24 protein-coding genes are annotated in these 22,258 nt (G+C 38.4%); 8 read left to right on the forward strand and 16 right to left on the reverse strand.

Annotated features, from left to right (window positions below; all coding sequences use genetic code 11):
- The first annotated feature begins 70 nt into the window (after positions 1-70).
- The 6 genes from AC04Q1_RS12360 to AC04Q1_RS12385 all read left to right on the forward strand — a co-directional run bounded on the left by AC04Q1_RS12360 (position 71) and on the right by AC04Q1_RS12385 (position 6,781).
- On the forward strand, positions 71-2,446 hold the full coding sequence (locus AC04Q1_RS12360) for a DUF2339 domain-containing protein (protein ID WP_478364905.1): 2,376 nt from the start codon (positions 71-73) through the stop codon (positions 2,444-2,446).
- A complete protein-coding gene (locus tag AC04Q1_RS12365) occupies positions 2,436-3,656 on the forward strand; it encodes a hypothetical protein (RefSeq protein WP_478364906.1) in 1,221 nt (406 codons plus the stop codon). The genes AC04Q1_RS12360 and AC04Q1_RS12365 overlap by 11 nt, the downstream gene beginning before the upstream one ends.
- Positions 3,657-3,668: 12 nt before the next feature.
- A complete protein-coding gene (locus AC04Q1_RS12370; RefSeq protein WP_478364907.1) occupies positions 3,669-4,790 on the forward strand; it encodes a suppressor of fused domain protein in 1,122 nt (373 codons plus the stop codon).
- A 2-nt stretch (positions 4,791-4,792) separates the two neighbouring features.
- Positions 4,793-5,245, forward strand: a complete 453-nt coding sequence (locus AC04Q1_RS12375; RefSeq protein WP_478364908.1) for a DUF1569 domain-containing protein — start codon at positions 4,793-4,795, stop codon at positions 5,243-5,245.
- A gap of 102 nt (positions 5,246-5,347) precedes the next feature.
- Entirely contained in the window at positions 5,348-5,773 is a 426-nt protein-coding gene (locus AC04Q1_RS12380; protein WP_478364909.1) for a VOC family protein, read from the forward strand.
- Between the two features lie 51 nt (positions 5,774-5,824).
- Entirely contained in the window at positions 5,825-6,781 is a 957-nt protein-coding gene (locus AC04Q1_RS12385; protein ID WP_478364910.1) for a zinc dependent phospholipase C family protein, read from the forward strand.
- Here AC04Q1_RS12385 and AC04Q1_RS12390 read toward each other — a convergent pair whose 3' ends face one another.
- The 16 genes from AC04Q1_RS12390 to AC04Q1_RS12465 form a co-directional block, all read right to left on the reverse strand.
- Complete coding sequence (locus AC04Q1_RS12390) at positions 6,782-7,468, reverse strand: DedA family protein (RefSeq protein ID WP_478364911.1); 687 nt, start codon at positions 7,466-7,468, stop codon at positions 6,782-6,784. It lies immediately after the preceding gene.
- Between the two features lie 67 nt (positions 7,469-7,535).
- Positions 7,536-8,255 (reverse strand): hypothetical protein, encoded by a 720-nt coding sequence (locus tag AC04Q1_RS12395; protein ID WP_478364912.1) that lies wholly within the window; start codon positions 8,253-8,255, stop codon positions 7,536-7,538.
- Positions 8,256-8,313: 58 nt separating this feature from the next.
- On the reverse strand, positions 8,314-8,991 hold the full coding sequence (locus AC04Q1_RS12400) for a DUF4397 domain-containing protein (protein WP_478364913.1): 678 nt from the start codon (positions 8,989-8,991) through the stop codon (positions 8,314-8,316).
- 78 nt (positions 8,992-9,069) lie between these two features.
- Positions 9,070-10,194, reverse strand: coding sequence for a DNA polymerase III subunit beta (gene dnaN / locus AC04Q1_RS12405; RefSeq protein ID WP_478364914.1), 1,125 nt, complete (start codon positions 10,192-10,194; stop codon positions 9,070-9,072).
- Positions 10,195-10,227: 33 nt separating this feature from the next.
- Positions 10,228-11,913, reverse strand: coding sequence for a gliding motility-associated ABC transporter substrate-binding protein GldG (gene gldG, locus AC04Q1_RS12410; protein WP_478364915.1), 1,686 nt, complete (start codon positions 11,911-11,913; stop codon positions 10,228-10,230).
- Positions 11,913-12,638, reverse strand: coding sequence for a gliding motility-associated ABC transporter permease subunit GldF (gldF, locus tag AC04Q1_RS12415; RefSeq protein ID WP_478364916.1), 726 nt, complete (start codon positions 12,636-12,638; stop codon positions 11,913-11,915). Before gldF ends, gldG begins: the two co-directional genes overlap by 1 nt.
- A 123-nt stretch (positions 12,639-12,761) precedes the next feature.
- A complete protein-coding gene (locus tag AC04Q1_RS12420) occupies positions 12,762-13,427 on the reverse strand; it encodes an outer membrane beta-barrel protein (RefSeq protein WP_478364917.1) in 666 nt (221 codons plus the stop codon).
- Positions 13,428-13,521: 94 nt separating this feature from the next.
- The gene (locus AC04Q1_RS12425) at positions 13,522-14,175 is read right to left on the reverse strand and encodes a porin family protein (protein WP_478364918.1); all 654 of its coding nucleotides are present in this window, start codon (positions 14,173-14,175) and stop codon (positions 13,522-13,524) included.
- Positions 14,176-14,379: 204 nt separating this feature from the next.
- Positions 14,380-14,910 carry a hypothetical protein gene (locus AC04Q1_RS12430; RefSeq protein ID WP_478364919.1) on the reverse strand — a complete coding sequence of 177 codons (531 nt, stop codon included), beginning with the start codon at positions 14,908-14,910 and terminating at the stop codon, positions 14,380-14,382.
- Positions 14,911-15,310: 400 nt separating this feature from the next.
- Positions 15,311-15,853, reverse strand: coding sequence for a hypothetical protein (locus AC04Q1_RS12435; RefSeq protein WP_478364920.1), 543 nt, complete (start codon positions 15,851-15,853; stop codon positions 15,311-15,313).
- Positions 15,854-15,855: 2 nt separating this feature from the next.
- Positions 15,856-16,563, reverse strand: a complete 708-nt coding sequence (locus AC04Q1_RS12440) for an ATP-binding cassette domain-containing protein (RefSeq protein ID WP_478364921.1) — start codon at positions 16,561-16,563, stop codon at positions 15,856-15,858.
- A gap of 69 nt (positions 16,564-16,632) precedes the next feature.
- Positions 16,633-17,553, reverse strand: coding sequence for a glycerophosphodiester phosphodiesterase family protein (locus AC04Q1_RS12445; protein WP_478364922.1), 921 nt, complete (start codon positions 17,551-17,553; stop codon positions 16,633-16,635).
- 145 nt (positions 17,554-17,698) lie between these two features.
- Entirely contained in the window at positions 17,699-18,331 is a 633-nt protein-coding gene (locus AC04Q1_RS12450) for a response regulator transcription factor (RefSeq protein WP_478364923.1), read from the reverse strand.
- A 6-nt stretch (positions 18,332-18,337) separates the two neighbouring features.
- Positions 18,338-19,114 carry a sensor histidine kinase gene (locus AC04Q1_RS12455; RefSeq protein WP_478364924.1) on the reverse strand — a complete coding sequence of 259 codons (777 nt, stop codon included), beginning with the start codon at positions 19,112-19,114 and terminating at the stop codon, positions 18,338-18,340.
- The gene (locus AC04Q1_RS12460; protein WP_478364925.1) at positions 19,093-19,740 is read right to left on the reverse strand and encodes a hypothetical protein; all 648 of its coding nucleotides are present in this window, start codon (positions 19,738-19,740) and stop codon (positions 19,093-19,095) included. Before AC04Q1_RS12460 ends, AC04Q1_RS12455 begins: the two co-directional genes overlap by 22 nt.
- A 10-nt stretch (positions 19,741-19,750) precedes the next feature.
- Complete coding sequence (locus tag AC04Q1_RS12465) at positions 19,751-20,392, reverse strand: SH2 domain-containing protein (RefSeq protein WP_478364926.1); 642 nt, start codon at positions 20,390-20,392, stop codon at positions 19,751-19,753.
- Between the two features lie 263 nt (positions 20,393-20,655).
- Here AC04Q1_RS12465 and AC04Q1_RS12470 point away from each other — a divergent pair, with 263 nt between their 5' ends.
- The gene (locus AC04Q1_RS12470) at positions 20,656-22,056 is read left to right on the forward strand and encodes a S8 family peptidase (protein WP_478364927.1); all 1,401 of its coding nucleotides are present in this window, start codon (positions 20,656-20,658) and stop codon (positions 22,054-22,056) included.
- Positions 22,053-22,256: a hypothetical protein gene (locus AC04Q1_RS12475; protein ID WP_478364928.1), complete on the forward strand. Its 204-nt coding sequence runs from the start codon at positions 22,053-22,055 to the stop codon at positions 22,254-22,256. The genes AC04Q1_RS12470 and AC04Q1_RS12475 overlap by 4 nt, the downstream gene beginning before the upstream one ends.
- The last annotated feature ends 2 nt before the right edge of the window (positions 22,257-22,258 follow it).

A 22,258-nucleotide genomic window follows, 5' to 3' on the forward strand; every position in this document is an offset into this window, starting at 1 on the left:
TCCCAGCCTCCTTATTAAAATACATTCCTATATTTATTAAAGTTAAAATTACGCACTACCTAAATATAGAATGGATAATTCCGAAAAACTAAACCTGCTTTTAATTAAGCTCGAAAACCTATTGCTTCGGCAGCAAGGTTTTGAAGCCGAAATTCAAGCTTTAAGAAACGAAGTTAAAGCACTGCAATCGCCCGGCTCAACACCAGTGGCTCCGATCAGCAAAACTGAACCTATAATTGCGCCGCCTCCCAGAAACAAACCACCAGTTGCTGTTGTACAACAATCTGCTATACCTCAGCCTGTTCCTGTACGACCACCAGCTACGGTAAATCCTGCGCAACCCAACTTCGCAGACCGGTTTAAACGTGAGAACATGGTTAAATCCGATTTCGAAAAATTTATCGGCGAAAACCTGATCAGCAAAATCGGCATTTTGATTTTAATCATCGGTGTAGGCATAGGTGCTAAATATGCCATCGATCATGATATGGTGAGTCCGTTAACCAGGATTATATTGGGCTATGCCGTTGGTGCTGCTTTAATGGCCTTTGCCATAAAACTTAAAGCCAAATACGAAAATTTCTCTGCTGTTTTGCTTAGCGGTGCCATTGCTATCTTGTATTTTATAACCTATGCTGCCTACGATTTTTATGCTTTAATTCCTCAGGCCCTGGCTTTCGGACTGATGGTCGTATTCACCTCATTTACAATTGTTGCAGCCATAAACTATAACAAACAGGTAATTGCCCACATTGGCTTAGTAGGCGCTTATGCCGTCCCTTTTTTACTGAGCGATGGTTCGGGTAAGGTTGGCGTTCTGTTTACATACATGGCCATTATAAATATTGGCATTCTGATACTCAGTTTCAAAAAATACTGGAAACCTCTATTCTATGCCTCCTTTGGTTTAACATGGATCATTTTTTCTGCCTGGCGTTTAGATTTAAGCAGTAGTAACGATTACTTCAGCATCGCATTATTATTTTCTACCGTATTTTTCCTCACTTTTTACATCACCAATCTGGCTTATAAAGTAAGTAAAAAAGAGATTTTTGGCTTTAGCGATGTGGTGATTTTACTTTTAAATTCATTTATCTACTACGGAATAGGTTATTTAATACTTGCAGATAATAAAAACAGTGCAGAACTGTTAGGCTTGTTTACATTAGCCAATGCAGTAATTCACTTTGTGGTATGCCTCATTATCTATAAGAAAAACCTGGCAGATAAAAATCTGTTTTACCTCATCCTTGCCATGGTGATCACCTTTATTACCATGGCTGTACCTGTACAGCTAGATGGCGGATGGGTAACCATTTTCTGGGTTGTAGAGGCTGCCGTGCTGTTTTATTTGGGCAGAGTGAAAAATATCGCCATTTACGAAAAATTATCTTTCCCATTAATATTTTTAGCGGTCATCAGCTTACTTCAAGACTGGTTTGATTACAGCAATTTACCTGTCTTCGGGTTAACCATCACACCGATCATGAATGTGGGTTTCTTAACCGCGATTATTTTCATTGCTTGCTTCGCCTGGATATTCAGCATTAGCAAGAAAGAAACCGAAAAACCTGCACAATGGATTTGGATGCGCCAAATATTGAATTATGCCATTCCATCTATTTTACTGGCGGTGATTTATTTTTCGTTGAGAATAGAAATAACCAAATACTTAAATAATCTTGTCGATTCAACAAAACTCAATATAAATCCACATCAGAAACAAGATGATGCAACTTACGAATACAACTATAATTATGATCATTTAAAAACAGCCTGGATTTATATCTATACCCTGATTTTCGCTTCAGTATTAAGCTATATCAATATTAAAAAACTAAAAAACAGAGAACTTGCTGTTGCTAACCTGGTTATTAATATCGTGGTTATTGTAGCCTTCCTAACCCTTGGACTGTATAACTTAAGTGAATTAAGAGATGCTTATTTATTCCCTGAAAGTAAATATTTTATCATTGGTTCATTTAATATTGGTATCAGGTATATTGCAATTGTTTTTTTTGCTTTGCTGATTTTACAATGCTACCAATTGCAAAGTTCAGGGCTATTGAAAAAAGATTTCAAAACCATATTCGATTACCTGCTATATCTATCCTTATTGTGGATCATCAGCAGCGAATTGATTAACATTTTAGAGTTATCCCATTCGGCAGGCAGTTACAAATTAGGGCTAAGCATCCTATGGGGTATTTTTTCATTGTTTCTCATTAGCATGGGCCTCGCCAAAAACAAAAAACATTTGCGGATCGGCGCAATGGTTTTATTCGGAATTACACTGGTCAAACTGTTCTTTTATGATATCTATTCGTTGAGTACCATCTCCAAAACCATCGTTTTCGTATCGCTTGGTGTGTTATTGCTCATCATTTCTTTCCTTTACAATAAATACAAACATTTAATTATTGATGATGTTAAAATTGAAGATTAAACTCTGTGCATTGCTTTTGCTTTGCGCCAATCTCACCAATGCCCAAACCAATTCGTTTAAATTTAAACGAAGCATAACAGGCGTGAATACGGTTTGGCATAAAATGACATTGCCAGATGATTTATACAAAAAGGCAAACGCAGGTTTCGAAGACCTGAGAATCTTTGGCATCAATGGAAAAGATACCACGGAAGTTCCTTACCTGTTGAAACAACGCGGCGATCAGGTTACAAATAAGGATATTGCCTTTAAACAGCTTAATCAAAGCGCCAATACAAACGGTTATTATTATACCTTTCAATCACCGGAAATAAATTTAATCAACCAGATCAAGCTTGCTTTTAAACAAGAAAATTTCGACTGGAAAGTAAATCTCGAAGGCAGTAACGACAACAAAGAGTGGTTTACCATTTTTACCGGCTACAGGATCCTTTCCATCAAAAACAGCGATACGGATTACCAGTTTACCACATTGAATTTCCCAGATGCTAAATATCAATATTTCAGACTCGCTGTAAAAAGTCTTGTTCAACCTGAATTATTAGAAGCAAAAATTTCTAAAACAGATACCGTTAAGGGAACTTACCAGGATGTAAAATACCAGTCTTTCGAACTTAAAAATGATGTATCCAAAAAGGAAACAGTTATCAATATCACCTTAGCCAAACCTGTCCCATTATCTTATTTAAGCTTGATTGCGCAAAGCGATTTCGATTTCTACCGTTCCATCAAAATTGAGTATGCAACAGATAGCTTTAAAACAGATAAAGGTATACAGTACAACTATGCAAATCTTTATGAAGGCACTATAAGTTCATTGGAAAAGCCGGTATTCCATTTCGCCAATACCATTGCTTCAAGATTAAAAATAACCATCCAGAACAACGACAATAAGCCATTACGCTTAAATGGCTTACAGTTAAAAGGAAACATTTATGAAATTATTGCACGGTTTGATCAACCAAAAGATGAATATGCTTTATACTATGGTAATGAAAAAGCGATAAGCCCGGTTTATGAAATTGAAAAATTCGAAAGTAAAATCCCTGGCAATTTAACCAGCGTTAACATAGGCCAGGAACAGCAAAACCCTGCTTACTCCATTAAAACAGAAAAGCCATTATTCGAAAACAAAGCCTGGCTTTGGGTATTAATGGCTTTGATTATCGTGCTACTGGGCTGGTTTTCATTTAAAATGTTAAGGAATTAGATAATTATTAAAATGAGTTTATTAAAAAAAATATTTTCCACAGGAAAAGAAAAAATACCCGTTTCAGAAGTTCTTTTAGAATTTAGCAGTCCAAGCTGTCCGCTTACAGCGATAGTAGAGCAGGATGAAAGAGTGGCTTACTTTTATCTCTGGGGCGATAAAGACACCCGTTTTGGTGTTAAAAGTTGCTGGATCAGAAACCTAGCAGCGGCACCTGCAAATCTTGAAACAGATCTGATCAAAAAAGGAATCCCACCCATGCTTAGTCGCTCATTTTGCAGGTATCCTGAAGGACAAACCCCACTAAAAAGTGAAGATTTGGAAATTGTGTGGCTCGAAGAGGGAGATGGTGCGGCGTTATTGGAAAAAGGAGAGATTATAGCCATTATCCCCGCATGGTCGGGCAATGGCGGCTTTTCTGGATACGCCCGGGATTGTAAGGGTACCGGAGAATTTTGTTGGGAGCTTACAGCATCTAATGCACTGATAGATCGGGTTAAAAGTGCCCAGGAATATTGGGAATTATGGGATAACGACCAAACGCCCTTTCAGCTTAAACAACCGGAGCTGATCAACAGTTATGAAGAGATTTTAGGCAATAGTGATAAATATTATGCTATTGATGGAAATGAGTGGCCTCCAAAAGGTTTATTCCTAAAAACAGGAGATTACAACGATGTATTTGTTACCGTAGGACTTTCTTTACTCCCTATGCCGGTTGTTGAAATTTACAGCGAAAATCCCGAACTAATAAACAGGATTGAGTTGGGTTTAATATTAAAATCCGGCTTACAACAAACCGAGCTCGACAAACTAGGTGGTTGGATAAGCGGACAGGCAGAGATTCCCTGGAAAGGGATTACATGGTTGGGTAATGGTCATACCGTCACATTTAAAGAACTTAAGCATACCAAAATCACTGCTGTAATCTTAGTTAAAGATTTAAATATTCTTCCCAAATTTGCCCTCGATGATTATAGAGGTAGCCCTATCAATGTTTTGTGGATGATACCGATAACTGAAAATGAAAGAAATCATGTCATTGAAAACGGCTGTGAACAACTTATCGAAAAATTAAACAATATAGGAACGGAAGTTTTTAATGTTTATCGTCCAGAAATCATCTTAAATTAACAATGAAGAACATTTTCCAACCCACCGTAGCTAGCGAAACTATTGAACGCATCAACAACCTTTCACCTGCCACTATCCCACTTTGGGGCAAAATGAATGTTGCCCAAATGCTGGCGCATTGCAACGTAAGTTATGAACTCGTTTATGAGGACATCCACCCAAAACCAGGACCAGTAATGAAGTTTATCCTGAAAAAACTGGTTAAAAACAAAGTGGTGAACGAAAAACCTTATTCAAAAAATAACCAGACCGCTCCTGCCTTCATCATCAAAGACGAAAGGGAATTCGAAAAAGAAAAATTAAGATTAATTGCCTATATCAACCAAACCCAGCAATTGGGCGAAAGCCATTTCGACGGTAAGGAATCACACTCATTTGGCATATTAACCAAAACCGAATGGAACAACATGTTCTATAAACATCTCGATCACCATTTAAACCAATTCGGCGTTTAGTACACGCTATTATAGTCAAATTCACCCCCTTAAAATGTCTCTTTTATACCTCACAAGCTTAATTATCCTGGCTAACTTGTGGTAACATAAAATTGATATAAAATGGCAAGACCACTAGTAACATGCCTTTGGTTCGACGGACAGGCCGAGGCAGCAGCAAAATATTACTGCAGCGTTTTTAAAGATGCTAAAATCACACAGGTTACCCCTATGGTGGTTACCTTCGAATTAAATGGAAATAAATTTATGGGCTTAAATGGCGGTCCAAATTTTAAGTTCAATGAAGCCATTTCCCTGATGGTAAACTGTGATAATCAGGAAGAAATTGATTATTACTGGGATACCTTTATAAAAGATGGTGGCGAGGAAAGTGTTTGCGGCTGGTTAAAAGACAAATTTGGACTTTCATGGCAAATTGTACCATCGAACATTGGTGAACTAATGGCAGAACCCGAAAGAGCAAAAAGAGTAATGGATGTGGTGATGCAAATGAAAAAGCTAGATATGAAAAAAATGGAAAACGCTTAGTTTTTGTCTTCATGCCCTTAGAGTTACAAAGAAATTGCATATCTTAGGTAGATGAAAAGATTAACGATTTTAACCGCGTTAATCATCCCAATTTTTCTTTGTACCTCCTGGGGCTTCTTTGCGCATCAAAGGATAAACAACCTGGCTGTTTTTACTTTGCCCTCCGGTATGATTGCTTTCTATAAAAAGAACATCAAATACATTACCGAGCATGCCGTAGACCCCGATAAGCGTAGATATGCTGATACATTGGAAGCACCACGGCATTACCTGGATGTAGAAAATTATGAACAAAATATCGATAGCATTCCCGAAAAATGGAATGACGCCTTGGCTAAATATGGTCAAAAAAAACTGAATGCCGATGGCATTGTTCCATGGCAGATTGTACGCACCTATTATAGTTTAACCAAGGCATTTAAAACAGGTGATTCTGTAAAAATCTTAAAATATTCAGCCGATCTCGGGCATTATATTGGTGACGCACACGTTCCCCTACATACCACAGCAAATCATAACGGACAACTGACAAACCAGGTTGGTATTCATGCCTTTTGGGAAAGCCGCTTGCCTGAATTATTTTCTACCGATTACAACTTTGTTGTGGGCAAAGCCTATTACATTGAAAACCCGCTTAAAGAGGCCTGGAAAATACTTAAACATACACACAGTTTGGTTGATACCGTATTAACTTTTGAAGCCGAATTGAATGATGCATTTCCTCCCGCCCAAAAATATAGCTTTTCAGAAAGAAACAATATGGTGCTTAAACAATACTCGAGAGCCTATTCGAAAGCTTACCATGATAAAATGAATAACATGGTAGAAAAGCAGATGCGCGCTGCAATATTGGAAATTGGTTCCTTTTGGTATTCGGCATGGGTTGATGCGGGTCAGCCAGTGCTTAAAAACCTGATCAAAACCGACTTATTGCCACACGAGAAAAAAGAAAATGCTGAAGCCGAAAAGAAATACCAGCAAGGCTCACTTATCGGCAGAGAGCTTTAACTATCCTTTAGGATTATCCCCTTCAATAATCTCTTCAATCTTTTTAGGTTGGAAGCGGCTTCTTATTGCCGCCCAAATAGCAGGTACAAAAGTGACCACTGCGATAAAGATAATTACAAGTTCGAAGTTGTTTTTGATTACCGGAATCTGTCCTAATAGATAACCTCCCATCAATAAAGCAAAAATCCAGGCCACACCACCTATAATATTGTAATAGGTAAAACGGCCGAAAGGCATTTTAGCGATACCCGCCACAAATGGGGCAATGGTTCTGAAAATAGGCAGGAACCTGCTTAACATGATGGCTTTACCCCCATGTTTTTCAAAAAATTCATGCGACTGGTGATAATATTTGAGCTTTAAAATTTTGTTCTTCTCCTTAAATACACCTGCTCCCAAAACACTTCCCAGTTTGTAATTAACGGTATTTCCTAAAATTGCTGCTACGATTAAGATGATCAGCATAAGCCAGATGTTTAAACCTGTTTCGTGCTCACCTGCAATTAAAGCACCCATCGCAAAAAGCAAAGAGTCGCCGGGAAGGAATGGTGTTACCACAAAACCAGTTTCAGCAAAGATGATCAGAAATAAAATGAGGTAAGTCCAGGTACGGTATTCGTTAACAATTTCTGCTAAATGAACATCAATATGAAGAATAAAATCTAAAAGCTGCTGTAGTAGTTCCAATTTATCTGATTTTGGGCAAAAGTATGAATAGTAAAGGGATTAAATGCTAGTATATTGCAATAAATAATTAGTTGGACGAAACAAGGCGCATTTGAAGCTCTCCTTTTTTTGATCCGTCTAACAATACATAGTAAACCAGTCCTTTTGAAATAGCCAGCGACTTGTCTGAAGCATCAGTAGCTACAGCAGAATCTAATGTTTTAACCAGTGGTTGTGTTGCAATTGGGGTTTGAAGCGCAAAAGAAATATGTGTTGCTTTACTCAGAGTCACTTTATGGGTAGTTTTTTCGCCATATTTTGCAACAAATTGTGTAAAGGCGCCGTTATCATCCTTAATGATCACATTTGAGCCTAAAGTATAGCCCAGGTTTAAAAAGTTTAGCGTTACCACATTAAGGTCCTGTTTTACATCATCCTGATAAACCTTTAATACCGCCGGACTTGCTGGTGTTGTATGGGTATAAAAGATCGAATAATTGGCACCTATATCAAATTTTTGAGTAATACTTGCCACATCAACCCCAGTATTTATATTTCTAGAGGTAATGGTATAACTTGAATCACCCGCAACCACCACATAATTACTATTTGAGCCATAAGTTGTAGAAGCTCCCGATTGGATGCCACGTAAGAAAAAGTTTTGTGTTGTGTCTGTTACTGCAGTATGAAAATATCTGATTTTAGCATCTCCCTTAATGAAATTATCATTCTTAATGCAAGAAAATATCATTAATACGGGCAAAAACAAGAAAAGTGTTTTGGGAAATATAAAACGGGTATTTTTCATATAAATCGCTGATGCTAATAAAACGTAAAGATAACAGAAAGCATATGAATTGTTAAAATTAATTATCGGTAATGATATGTGCCGTTAAGGTTGCAGCTGTTTCACCACTAAACCAAATGGTATAGATCTTACCCGCCTCTAAAGCTGTACTTTCAATGATTTTGACATTCCCGGAACCTACAACCGTATATCTTAAATTGAAGGCGGTATCTACGGTAAAATAGGTAGAGGCTTCTTTAAAGGCCAGTCCGTTTACAAATTGCGTTCCACCCTGTACCATCACATTGATGCCCGTAGCAAAATTAGGGCTAAGATTAATCAGTTTGATTTTTGCTTTGCTTGTTTCGGTATTGCTTAAATTATCTTCATAACTCACAATCTCCATATCCCCATTTTTATTGGTTACCAAAAAAGTGGTGTAAGTTATGGATGGCGTAAAGTTTAGTGAAGTATTGGTATTGGTGCTATCTATGCCGGTATAAGAAATACTTCTGTTGCCAGAAGGTATTTTTACATATTCACTCGTTTCGCCAAAGGCCAAGGGGGTAGCAGTGAGTTTTTCATTGTCCAGATAAACATCCTGGTTTGTTTCTGCTTTCGATGCGTTAACAATTTTCACTTTCGCCTGCCCTTTAACAATTTCTTCAGGATAATGTTTTTTGCATGACGATAACCCAATAATCAAGAGGAAAATAAACAAAATCGGTGATTTCGAGAGGCAAGTATAGATTTTCATAAGCTGGTTAGTTGCTAAACAAGAATGGCTCGGTCAAAAACCAAGCCATTCTCTTACGAAAACTAAAAATATAGTGGATTAATAGCTATTGTTTAACATCACTGGCATAACCAGCATTAAGACATCTTCATTTTCATCATTGGTTTGAGGGATTAGAAGACCGGCTCTATTTGGGGTAGAAAGTTCTAAAGTAACTTCATCGCCGCTTAAATTACTTAACATTTCAATTAAAAAACGTGCATTAAAGCCGATTTCAAGATCTTCGCCATCATATTGACAGCTTAAACGTTCGTGTGCTTCATTTGCAAAATCTAAATCTTCAGAAGAGATGTTGAGTTCGCTACCACTAATTTTTAATCTTACCTGGTGCGTAGTTTTATTGGCGAAAATAACAACCCTGCGAAGTGTATTTAAGAACAAACTTCTATCAATAATTAATTTATTTGGGTTGTTTGTTGGTATTACCGCCTCATAATCTGGATAACGCTCGTCTATTAAACGACACACCAAATTGATATTTTCGAACTTAAAGAAAGCACTTGTCGCATTGTAATCTACTGAAACATTGATATCCGTAGAAGGCAATGCCGCTTTTAAAAGTGTCAATGCTTTTTTTGGAAGAATAAATGAAGTTGCTTTATCCGCTTTGCTATCCATACGGCGGTATCTTACCAATTTATGTGCATCTGTTGCCACAAAGGTAATGTGCTGAGGTGATAGCTGACAGAATACACCCGTCATTGCCGGACGAAGCTCATCATTACTTACTGCAAAAATGGTTTTGGTAATGGCTTCAGTTAAAACAGATGCCGGTAAATTTACTGAAGAAGCATTTTCTACAATTGGAATCTTTGGAAAATCATCGCCATTTTCGCCACTCAATTTATATTTACCATCGCCGGCACTGATCTCAATAGCGAAAGTAGTGTCGTCGATATTAAATGCAATAGGCTGATCCGGTAAGGTTTTAAGCGTATCTAATAAAATTTTTGATGGAACAGCCACTTTACCTTCTTCCTTTGATTCTACAGCCAAAGCAGTTGTCATGCTGGTTTGTAAATCGGTAGCCGAGATAGTTAAGTTTCCATCTTTAATTTCGAAAAGAAAATTTTCTAATATAGGTAAAACCGTACTGCTGCTTGATGCACCATTTACAGTTTGTAAGTGTTTTAATAGAGTTGATGTGGATACAATAAATCTCATGATATCATTTAGTCTTCTTCAAAAATATAAAAATTATTTAGCGTACTTGTATTTGCGGTAATAATGTTGAAAAATCGCAAAGAATATTAACAATAGCAAGGGAGCCACTACATTTATGAACTGCCATTTCGTCTTTTCGAGCTTAATTTTCGCTTTATCCAATAATCTGATCTTCACTTCCTTATTTCTGAGCGTAATTAAGTTATCATCATCGGTAAAATAATCAACGATATTGAGCAATAATGCCTTATTTCCGAAAGTACGTTGCGAATAACGATCAAAACCAAGCGGATAAGGTGCCCCATTTTGCTCCGACACCTGATTCTTAAATATGTCGCCATCCCCTATCACAATCATCTTAGCGGCTTTGCCGGTACTTTCCAAGGTATAAGGCTGTGTAATGTTGGCCGGCAATGGCCTGCCCGCAAAAACAGATGGAAAGTTACCTTCCAACAATAAACCCACATGTTGTGGCTTGCTTTGGAAAGATCTGGGATCCAGCTGCTCACCTACCATCTGCAAGCTAAACAATTTAGGCACATTATACACTTTATTATAAGCTGATGTACTTAAAATGTATGACTTTTTCACACCCCGCACGCCAATCGTATCTACAGTACTCGGAAACTCAGATTTTATCCCATCCAGTTTCTTTACTACACTTTGAACAGTATCGGGCAATAGAACCGGATAATAAATCCAGGGAACCAGCTGCATCTGATTCTGACCGCCAACAACACCTGTGGAAACCGGAATTTCTGCACTATTTGCCGGATCTGCAATGATGTTGTAGTTAATCCTGGCACCATACATAAAAAGCATGTCATCCAGATTCAGGTTGTTATTAATGGCCATCTGACCGCTTCTGCCCCTTAAACTATCCAACTCGGCACTGACCTGATCGATACTCCACAGCACACGGCCCCCATTCATCACAAAATAATTGATCTTGTACTTCTCCGTTTCGGTAAAAGCTTTTTTGGGCTTGGCGATAACCAACATCTTCAGTTTGTCTAAACCCGCTTTATCAATACTGTTTAAATCGATACGGCCCACCAGATAACTATCAGATAAAGCATGGATGGCATCAGCTAGCTGCAGATCAGACAATTCTCCATTCGATTCGGAAAAACCGATCCGCGGATTAGTGCCCGTGATTACCTTTTTCAAACTGGAGGTGAATATATATTCCAGGTTTTCTATAGAACGGTTGATATTGTCTTCATAGCTCCCGCGGGTATCTAAATTTTGAAACAGTTTAACAGGCAATTGCTTTCCATCGCTTTCGATCATCGCCATTGGGAAAACCAGTTTTTGTGTCAGGCCGGCTTCTGTCTTCACACTTAAATTGGTCGCTTCTATTCCCATTTCATACAGGTTATTGATTACCGTATCCTGATCAGCCTGGTTTAACCCCGCAATCGGATCTACAAAAACAATTTTCACCTCGCTTTTAGCATAAGCTTTGTAATCGGATAAAATATCATTCACCGCAGCTTGCAAACGCTTAAAGGCTGGAGGCAGCTCGCCATCTAAAAATACGGTAATGATGACGGGCTTTTGGTTATTGACCAGTAAAGATTTTGTTTTATCACTCAGTGTAAAGCGCTTATCAGCGGTAAAATCAAAGCGGTGAAAAACATATTGTCCGGCAACATTCAAAATAAACAATGCGGCGATAACGAGGATGAAATTAATCCATTTATTCTGCTGTTTCATTAGCGCTTTCCTCCTATAATCAATTTGGTAAAACACAAAAACAGCACCGAAAAAGTAATAAAATAAATAAGGTCTCTGGTATCTAACACACCTCGGCTGATGGAGGTATAATGCTGATTGACACCCAAATTGGTAATGGTGCTTTCAATTCCTTGTAACAGGGCGATTTTACTCAGATAATCGAAACCCAAAAAGGAGAACGCACATAAAGCGGCACAGATAACAAAGGCAATGACCTGATTTTTGGTTAAGGATGAAGAAAAGATGCCTATTGCTGTAAAAGCAGCGCCCAACAAAAACAAACCGGTATACGAACCGATTACAGCGCCCGAATCGATATTGCCTTCCGGAAAACCCAGTTTTGAAATACTATAATCATAAATCAAGGTGGGGATCAGTGCAAAAAGTACCAGAACCAAGCTTGCCAGATATTTTGCGCCAATAATCTGCCAGATCCGGATAGGTTTGGTAATTAAAAGCTCGTAAGTTCCTTCCCTTCTTTCTTCGGCGAAAGACCGCATGGTGATGGCCGGGATCAGGAACATAAAAAGATAAGGCACCAGACTGAAAAAGCCATCCAGTTCGGCATATCCATAATCGAGGATGGAAGTATCCGGAAAAAACCAGAGTAACAGGCCCGAAACCAATAGAAAAACGCCAATGGTAATATAAGCAACCATCGAACTTAAGAAACTGAATAACTCGCGTTTAAAAACTGCGTACATGTGCGATTAAAACGCCGAAGTTAACCATTTATTCCTGCAAAATTAAAAGGACATGGATTAAAACATGCATTATAAATCGAAAACCGTGCTTATCAAAATTTTTAACAGGTATCGCAACTTTACTTACAAAGAAAGGCCTAAACCTACCGAATACACCAGGTTTCTAGCTTTTAAGTAAGTATCTTTTGAATTGGAAATTTTAAATGCACTGGCACTAACACCTCCATGTATATTTAAGCCATTACTGAGCTGATAACCAGCTAAGGCATTTCCGCCAAAATCGAAGCGTTTAAAATCCTGATCAGCCCCGAATTTAATATTTTGTTTATCTGGTCCTACCTCATCAGTATTCGTAGAAGTATATTTAGCGGTTCCGGATAAAGCAGCGCCGGCATATGGCCCTAAACCTAAAAACACCTTACCTTTTCCGACAGGAATATAAGTAATCGCGTTGGCTGGTATCTCGAAGTATAACAGGTTAATTTTACCTGATGTTTGGCTGATTAAAAAACTGGAATATGATGCCTTGGTACCTTTACCGATAATTGTAAAACCCGGCTGAAAAAAAGTATTTTTAGTTAAAGCTATATTTATTGTTGCACCAAAATAAAATGAAGGATTAACATTATTTTCACTTATTCCGCCACCATCGTATGCAATAGCATCGTTATTGGTAATGAATTTTGGAAAGGATAGGCCTGCTTTTACCGAAATGTGTAAAGGTTTTTGGGCAAAAGCCGTTATACTAAACGATATGGTTAATAATAATAGAGCTGTTTTTTTCATCATGTGTAAAATAGTTATTCAATCAACCAAGTCAGATATTGTTGGTATTAAAAAAAGCCTCCCGTTTTAGGAGGCTCCTTTATTTACTTTTTCAGTCTTAGAAAGAAAAACCTACACCCACTGAGAAAACCTTGTTTTTAAAAGTAATATCTTCCGATACATCCTGATCCAAGATACTGCTAAGACCTAATCCATATCCGGCGTGGATATTAAAACCATTGTTTAATTGGTAACCGGCCAAAAAGTTTAATCCGAAATCACTGCGTTTAAATTCTGACTCATTTTCGCCGAATTTAATATCTTCTTTTACCGATCCAATTTTACCGTTTGCGCTCAACGCATAAGCGAAGTACGGTCCGGCACCCACGAATAACTTACCAGAGCCTAACTTAAAATTTGCGACAACATTTACAGGCAATTCGAGATATTTAAAATTTAGGGTTGCTTCTTCGTCAGTTCCAAATTCCTCATCTTCAAAAGATATGCTATTGTCGTTAAGCTTGGTACCCTTGTTAATAAAGGTTAAACCTGGTTGGATAGAAATAATATCCGATACCGCGAAATCAACCGTACCACCAACATAAAAAGATGCTTTTGAATCGAAGTTTACCGAAGCACTTCCTGATGAGATGGTCATGCTTGGAAAAGCTAGTCCGGCTTTTACGCCAAACGTTATGGGTTTGTTTGTTTGAGCTGAAGCTGCAAAGCCTAAACCTGCAACCGTTAATAAAGATAATACTAATTTTTTCATGTGTTTTTTTGAGAGTTGTGTAAAAATTATTTTTTAGTTTCCGTGCCTTCTCCAATTTAGAGAAAACGTTACAATGATAAAAAACTAATTTGATAGTTAGTAAAATAAGTCCTAAATTATTTTACTAAGTCCTAGATTTTAAATTGTTTATAAACAACAAAGCCCCCAATTTATTGGAGGCTTTGAAAATAAAATCATGGTTTATTACAAACCGAATGCAAAAGCAGCACGTAAGCCAATGAAGCCTGTAGAACCACCGTTACCTGACCAGTTTTCATAACGTAAACCGAAATCTAAGCTTGATTTGTCAGCAACAGAAAAAGATGCGCCTAATGTTGGTGCAACAGCAAATAAAGTCCGACCACCAGTTTCAGTGCTAATTGCAGCACCCAACTCACCGGCACCATAAAAATTACCACCAAAATAATATTTGGCACCTGCTTTTAAAGGAACAACACCTGCACTCGTTTTAGCGCCTATAGATTTCAGATAGTCTTTAGCATCGCCAGTAGCCATTACTGATAAGTAACCAGCGGAACCAGTTAAACTTAAAGATTTTGCTACTGGATGCTCATATTGCAATGAACCTCCTACAATTAAGCTATTTGAATTTTTTTCTGTTGGTAAGCCAAACTCAGCACCAATGCTTAGCTTTTGAACCGCTCCTTCTGTTTGAGCTGAAGCTGCAAGGCCTAAACCTGCAACCATTAATAAAGAAAGTAATACTTTTTTCATGTGATTTTTAAATTATTGTTCGTTAATTATTTTGTCTTTATAGACAAGCTTTATGCCAAAAACGTTACAAACAAAACGAAATAGACTAAATCAGAATTACAAGACACTGATTTACTGAAAAATACGACTTAATATTTTTATTCCGGAAAGGTGTGCTAATTTCAAAACAAACGAATTATTGTCGTGTTTTGAGGAAAAATTCAAAAGGAATAAATGAAGTTTTAAACTAAATACGCGTCATCATTACGATCATGGCTAAAAGTAGAGTAGCCAACACCAAAGCAACAGTATATGAACTTATACGTCACATCAAATCCGCATTTTGCTTACCTAAACGCGGACTTGATGCGGACTTGCTGCGGATTTACTGTGAGTTTAGTATGGCGCTGACAACTATCAATTATAAACCAAATACATAGGCAAACCTAATCCCTACAAAACCTTTGGTATTGGATTTATTGATGGCTACAAGATCATTTTTGCCTGTCCATGCCTCATAGCGGATACCTAAATCGAGTTTATTCCCTCCTGAAAGTTTAAATTGGTTCCCAATGCCTGGCGACCAGACAAATAAAATTTTTTGTCCATTTTTTAAAGGCAATGCTGCCCCCAACTGGCCTTCAGCATAAAAACTTTCGCCCAGCTGGTATTTTAAACCTGCTTTAGCCGGGATATAGCTGAGGTCTTGTACCTTAAAAATTTGGTTCCGTTTACCAAAAAAATTCATAAAGCCGCCGTTCACTGTTAAGGCAAAATCTTCCGCTATGGGAAAAGCAGCTTTTATAGAAGCGCCGGTGCCTATTCCTGATAAGCCTGAAAAATTTCCTGACGGCAGACCTATCTCCGCACCCACATCAATACTGGTGCTGTTTTGGGCTTTCAATGCGAAGGGTATTAAAAATAAAGTAGCAATTAAAGTAATCCTGGTTTTTAGGCTAAACATATTTAAGCGGTAAGTTTTCTAAAAATATCTTCTAGTGATTGTTGCTGATGCGTTTTTTTAAGACCTTCGAGTGTATCATTGGCCACAATTTTACCCTTATTGATGATGATGATATCATCACAGATGGCTTCCACTTCCTGCATAATGTGTGTAGAAATGACTACTGTTTTAGCCGTGCCTAATGTTTTAATCAATTTCCTGATATCAACCAGTTGGTTTGGATCTAAACCTGATGTGGGCTCATCTAAAATCAATACCTCCGGATTATGGATAATGGCCTGAGCCAAACCCACCCGCTGGCGGTAACCTTTAGATAACATCCCGATTTTTTTATGCTGTTCTGGCGTTAAACCCACCATTTTGATCACTTCATCAATCCGCAGCGACAAATTTGCGAGTTTATAGGTTTGGCCCACAAAGTTTAAAAACTCCTTTACATACATATCGGTATAGAGCGGGGTATTTTCAGGAAGATAACCAATGTGCTTTTTGGCTTCGATCGCCTCAGCAAGGATATTTTTACCAGAAATTTCCGCTTCGCCTGAGGTAGGTTCCAAATAACCCGTAAGCATACGCATGGTGGTCGATTTACCCGCCCCATTCGGACCAAGGAAACCTAAAATACGACCGGGCCTGGCTTCAAAACTAATGGCATCAACCGCCTTTTGCTTATCGTAATGTTTGGAAAGATTTTTAACTGAAATACTCATTTTTTGTTTTTTACCACAGATTTGCACAGATATTCATAAGCGATTTAAACCGCAGCTTCTTTATCTGGGTTAATGAATGTGGGATGAACTTAATTTCTTATTATACCTAAACTTATCGAGCTCTTCTGATGCCTGTGGCAGATTATCGCCAGATAAGATATCGGCACCATTATTCACCAGATGGTAATACACATTTTTTGCGGGACTGGCCATGGCACTTTGATCGATATTTCCCATGGTGCCTAAAATGGTGGTGATGCCTTTACCATGAAGATAACTGTAAAATTCTTTCTCCGGTGCAGAAACGCCTACAAAAGCGACAATTCGATTGTTGGGAATCCCCATATTATTTAAGCGTTTCAGTTCAGCCTTCTTTTGAACAGATGCGGAGATCATCAGTTCGGGTGCCAACTGATGTACTTCTTTTGCCTGATCCGCTGTATAGGTAATGATAATCGAATTGCTTTCTACCTTAAAATGTTTAACTTTTTCAATCACTTTGGCATAAGGAATACCTTTTTTTAAATCGATGGTTAACAAAACTTTTCCTTTGCTCCAGCTGAGCACACTATCTAAAGTTGGGATTTTAAATTTGGTTTCTTTTCCATCATTGTCTTTCAGATCAAACGCTTTTAACTCTTCGTAGGTATAATCGCCAATTGCGCCCTTTCCTGTAGAGGTTCTGTCCAATTTATCATCATGCATCAGCACCATCACCGAATCTTTACTGTATGCAATATCGAATTCGATAATTACCGGATTATAGGTGGTGGCATTATCGAATGTTTCGATGCAGTTTTCGGGAAAGCCCGACATTGGGCCGCCACGATGCGCACTAATTAAAGGAAAACGGTTTTCTGGCGACCATTTTAAAAACTGATATAATTCTTGGGTGGTGTTAAACTGAATATATTGATGGCTTTTTTGTTTTGCTTTGCATGAGGTAAAAACTGCAACAATAACCAGAAATAGGAAGTGATGAAATTTCATGCTTCAAAAATAGGAAAAAATGGAAGATGGAAGATGTAAAATGGAATGTTGACCAGTTAATTGTTTTAGCGGGTAATTGTTGAAATTAGTTATTGATTAATCTCAGGTATGACGCACTGTTAACCAGTTTATACATTAACCATAGTTAAGCAAACCCATTTTTAATAGCAAACACGGCCAGGCCTACCCGGGTTTTGAGTTCCAGTTTTTCGCAAAGCTGATCGCGGTAACTTTCGACCGTCCTCGGACTACAGAACATTTTATCTGCTATTTCCTTATAGTTGAGTTCGGTTACGGTATATTTTAAAAATTCTTTTTCCCTTTCCGATATTTTGATTTCGGTATCTTTTGCCTTATTCAAACTGGAAAAGATGATTTTCGATGCCCAATCGGGATAAAAGAAACCATTAATGTTCAGTTTGGTAAGCGCGTTTTCCAATTCTACAGGATGTGCGTTCTTTAACAGATAACCTTTAGCGCCATTGCTCACCATCTTAATTACACTTTTTTCTTCGCCTTGCATACTTAGTGCCATCACTTTCACCTCGGGATGGTTCGCCGTGATCCAGCTTACGGTTTCAAAACCATCCATAATGGGCATACTGATATCTAAAAGCACGATGTCAGGGACTTTGTTGCTGTTTTCGAAGTTTTGAATCAGTTCCCTTCCATTTTCACAGACATAAATTACTTCAAAGGCTTCAAAATTATCAATAATCCCCTGGAGTGCCTTTGCAATAAGGATATGATCATCAACAATAACTATAGTTTTTTTCATGCCTGATCAATTTAAAATAATAGTAAGTGTGGTACCGAAGCCGGGTTTACTTTCCAAACTGAACTTTCCACCAATAATTTCGGCTCTTTTTTTCATGTTTTTAAGTCCTATACCGTCAGAAGTTATTTGATCACAATCGAAGCCTACCCCGTCATCCTGAATGGTTAAGGTTAGAAAAGTTTCGGGCAACGAATAAAGCCGGATCATGATATTGCTGCAATGGGCATGTTTTAAACTGTTCTGAAGAAATTCCTGGGTGATCCGCAACAGTACGTTCTTTTTCACAAATTCGAGGAAAATTCCTTCTGAGTGATGATCAAAAGTTACCTTACATTTTCTGAGTGCATTGATGTTGTTTACTTCTTCCTGTATTAAAGTTACAATTTCGTTTTCACTTATATTATCACTGGTCAAATTTTTCGACAGGCTTCTTAAGTCTTGCAACGATGAATTGATAATCTGATAAATCTGCTCTATCCGCTGATTTTCCTGTGGAACTTTGTTTTCGTGTACAAGCTGTTGAGTATAAAGGCTTACCAGCGTTAATTTTTGTCCGATATTGTCGTGTAATTCGCGGCCAATCTGCTGCATGGTGGCCTGTTGTATTTCCAGTTGGGTGGTTAAAAGTTCCTTTTGATGTATTTCGTTTGTGATTTTAATTTCATTCAGATATTCTCTTTTCCGCTGCCTGTATTTTTTGATATACACCATTATGGCCACCACAAAGAGCACAAAAAACAGATTAAAGAGGATGATCGTAATTAAGAGTTCTGTTTTCCCCATATGAATGAAATTGAGAATAATACATACATTACAATACCCGAAACCAGAAAATAATCGAAATAAATATTCCAGATCTGGATATACGCCCTTAAAAGCGAATAGAATGTAAAAAAGGGCAATGTACCGATATAGAATAATGTAACCCCTAAATTGATGTAGAACATTCTGTTTTCATTGAAGTGGAGAATATCGGCAGAATTAACCTGGTTGTAGTATTCTTTTATGACCAAAAACATCAGCAATAAACAGCCTAACGTGTAACTGAAGGAAAAATACACCTTACTTTCTTTAAAGAAAAGCCTGCTCAGTACGAAAGAGATCACGTATATTAAAGCTACCATCCAGAATAGTTTTTTATTGTTAAAAGATTTTACGCCATAAAGCCAGTAAAAGAATATAAACTGAAAAGGAATAACGATATAGTTGTAATATTTTGTTTTTGAAAAACTGATGTACGTTCCTCCCCATTTGCCAATAACTTCGAACATAAAGATCAGGATCAGGTAATAGATAAAATATCGCCAATATTGGCCTTTTAACTTTCTTAAATATAAAAGGGAAATAATTGCTGCCGCTCCCTCAACCCAAAGAAAACTGTCGCTCAGAAATTTTTGGAAGTCGCTCATCTACTCATAATTAATACGTTTCAACACCAGCATCAGCTGGTGGAATGGTTTGTCCGTGGTTTTGTGCCATCACCTGGCGCGATTGTGTGCCGCTGGTATCAGAGCTCATGGCCATTAATGTTACCGGCCGCCTGTGGCTCCGCTCATCGGTTAAATAAGTAGATTTATCTAATGGGTTAAAGTCGTAATCCAGGTAACTCCCCTGGTCGATCTTCTTTTTCAAGGTCGGGATCATCACCAGTGTATGTTTCTGTGCATAATCTTTTCCTATTGATTTTTCCTTTTCCAGTCCTTCCCACTCATTTTCGTTGGGGTAAGCGGCATAATAGAAACGTATGCCCAATGCAGCGGTACCGATACCTGGATTTCTTTTTTGGGTCTGATGCTCAATATCGGCAATAAATTTTTTCAGTGTCTTTAAGCCGAACGAAACTGAATGGGCATCATCAATACCCAATGTTTTATTAATCGCAGCCAGGTGGTTATTGCGGTAATGGTCAACCATACGGTGAATGATTTTAGGGTCCATCGTATTCGGATATCCCCTATCCCCATTTTTATCGATGAAGCTGATCAACTTTTGAAAGAGATATAGCACCAGGGCGCCACATAAAAATACGGTAATATAAAGGAGTACATGTTGCATTTTCATTATTTCAGGGTTTTAGTTAAAGTTAGGTTTTATTCTCAAAAGTGATCAAACTTTTGGACATATCGGATGGGGTTTTCCCCATATTTTGTTGTTGATTTTACTGCTTTTTATTTTGTTGCTTTTACGATTGATTTTTAGTGCTTTACCTAAGGTTTTTCAACCGGAACTGTTTCAATTTTGGGGAGTGTTTAACAGCAATAAACACGGATTGGAACAGGCCGAAAATCCGGAACAGAGTAGGCAAAACTTAAAACCTTAAAACCATGTCAAAAACCTTAAAAAAAGAAGTAGAGTACACAGGCAGATACCTTGTATTGCTACCAGAAGGATCGAACACCTCAGATTCGATCAGCACCATCAATTCTATCAGCGGACTAAACCTAAAAAGCTCATTAGAATTCGAAAATGAATTTTTTACCGACAAAGATCTGGCTAAAACCGATGGTATAGTATTGGATAAACTGGGTATCGCTATTGTAAATGAAAAACCCAAAATAGAAAATTCCATCAGTAGTTTAGGCGATAACGAAATGATCGTTGAAAAAGAAAGAATGGTTTATGCCATTGGTATGCTCGATGAAAGCACCCAAAATTATGTGGAAGGCTACCGTGATGCGGTAAACCAGATGACCAATATGCTGGTTGGAACAGAAGTGGAAGATTACAGTAATCAGGAGCAAGACTCGGAAGTGGAATCGGTTGGCGCCACCTGGGGGTTAAAAGCTACCAATGTTGTACCAAGCACCTTTCTAAGATATAATCCTTACAACGGCGCAGGCATTAAAGTGGCCATACTGGATACCGGATTTGATTTTAACCACCCTGATTTTGCAGGCCGCCCGATCGTGCACCAAAGTTTTATCAGCGGTGAGAGCACACAGGATGGTCATGGCCATGGCACACATTGTACTGGTACCTCTTGTGGTCCGGCCAGCTCGCCTGCCGCAACCGAAAGGTATGGTATTGCCTATGCTGCCAGCATTTATATTGGCAAAGTATTAAGCAATGGTGGTTCTGGTGGCGATGGAGGCATTCTTGCCGGCATCAACTGGGCAATCGCCAACCATTGCGACGTGGTAAGCATGTCGTTAAGGGGTTTGGTAAACGGAACAGGTTATTCGGCTGTTTTCGAAACTGCCGCAGCACGGGCATTGGCACAAGGCACCTTAATTATTGCCGCAGCCGGAAATGATTCGGCCAGACCGGGCGTAGTAAAACAGGTGATGCACCCTGCAAACTGCCCTTCGATTATGGCGGTTGGTGCAGTGGATGTAAACATGAACATCGCAAGCTTCTCTAACGGCGGCCTGTACCCAACCTATGGTGCAGTTGATATTGCTGCTCCGGGGGTTAATGTATATTCTTCTACAAAACTGCCAACCAAATACGCAAGCTGGAACGGCACCAGCATGGCTACGCCACATGTTGCGGGTATCGCTGCCCTATGGGCACAGGCAACCGGCCTTAGGGGCATTAACCTTTGGCGAAAATTAACTTCAACTGCAAAAGCATTATCTTTACCAGGAAGAGACGTTGGAGCCGGTCTGGTACAGGCACCTACCAAAACAAGATTGATTAAATTCCCGATCGATAGAACCCCGATTTTGATCAATCCAAAGTTCCCTATTGATCCGATCGGCCCAATTGAAAAAATAATACGATGAAAACGAAGTGGTTAATATCTGTACAGGATGGCGCAATCAAACAAGTAGTTAATGCATTAGGCCAGATGGGCATTAAAGATGCAGAAGCTTTAGACTCGATCGGTGTAATTGTTATTGTTCCCGGCGATCATAAAATTGCAGATATTAGAAAAATTGAGGGCGTATTAAATGTTGAGGAGGAAAGGGACATCAGCATTTAAGT

The sequence above is a fragment of the Pedobacter humicola genome (genome assembly GCF_056490705.1).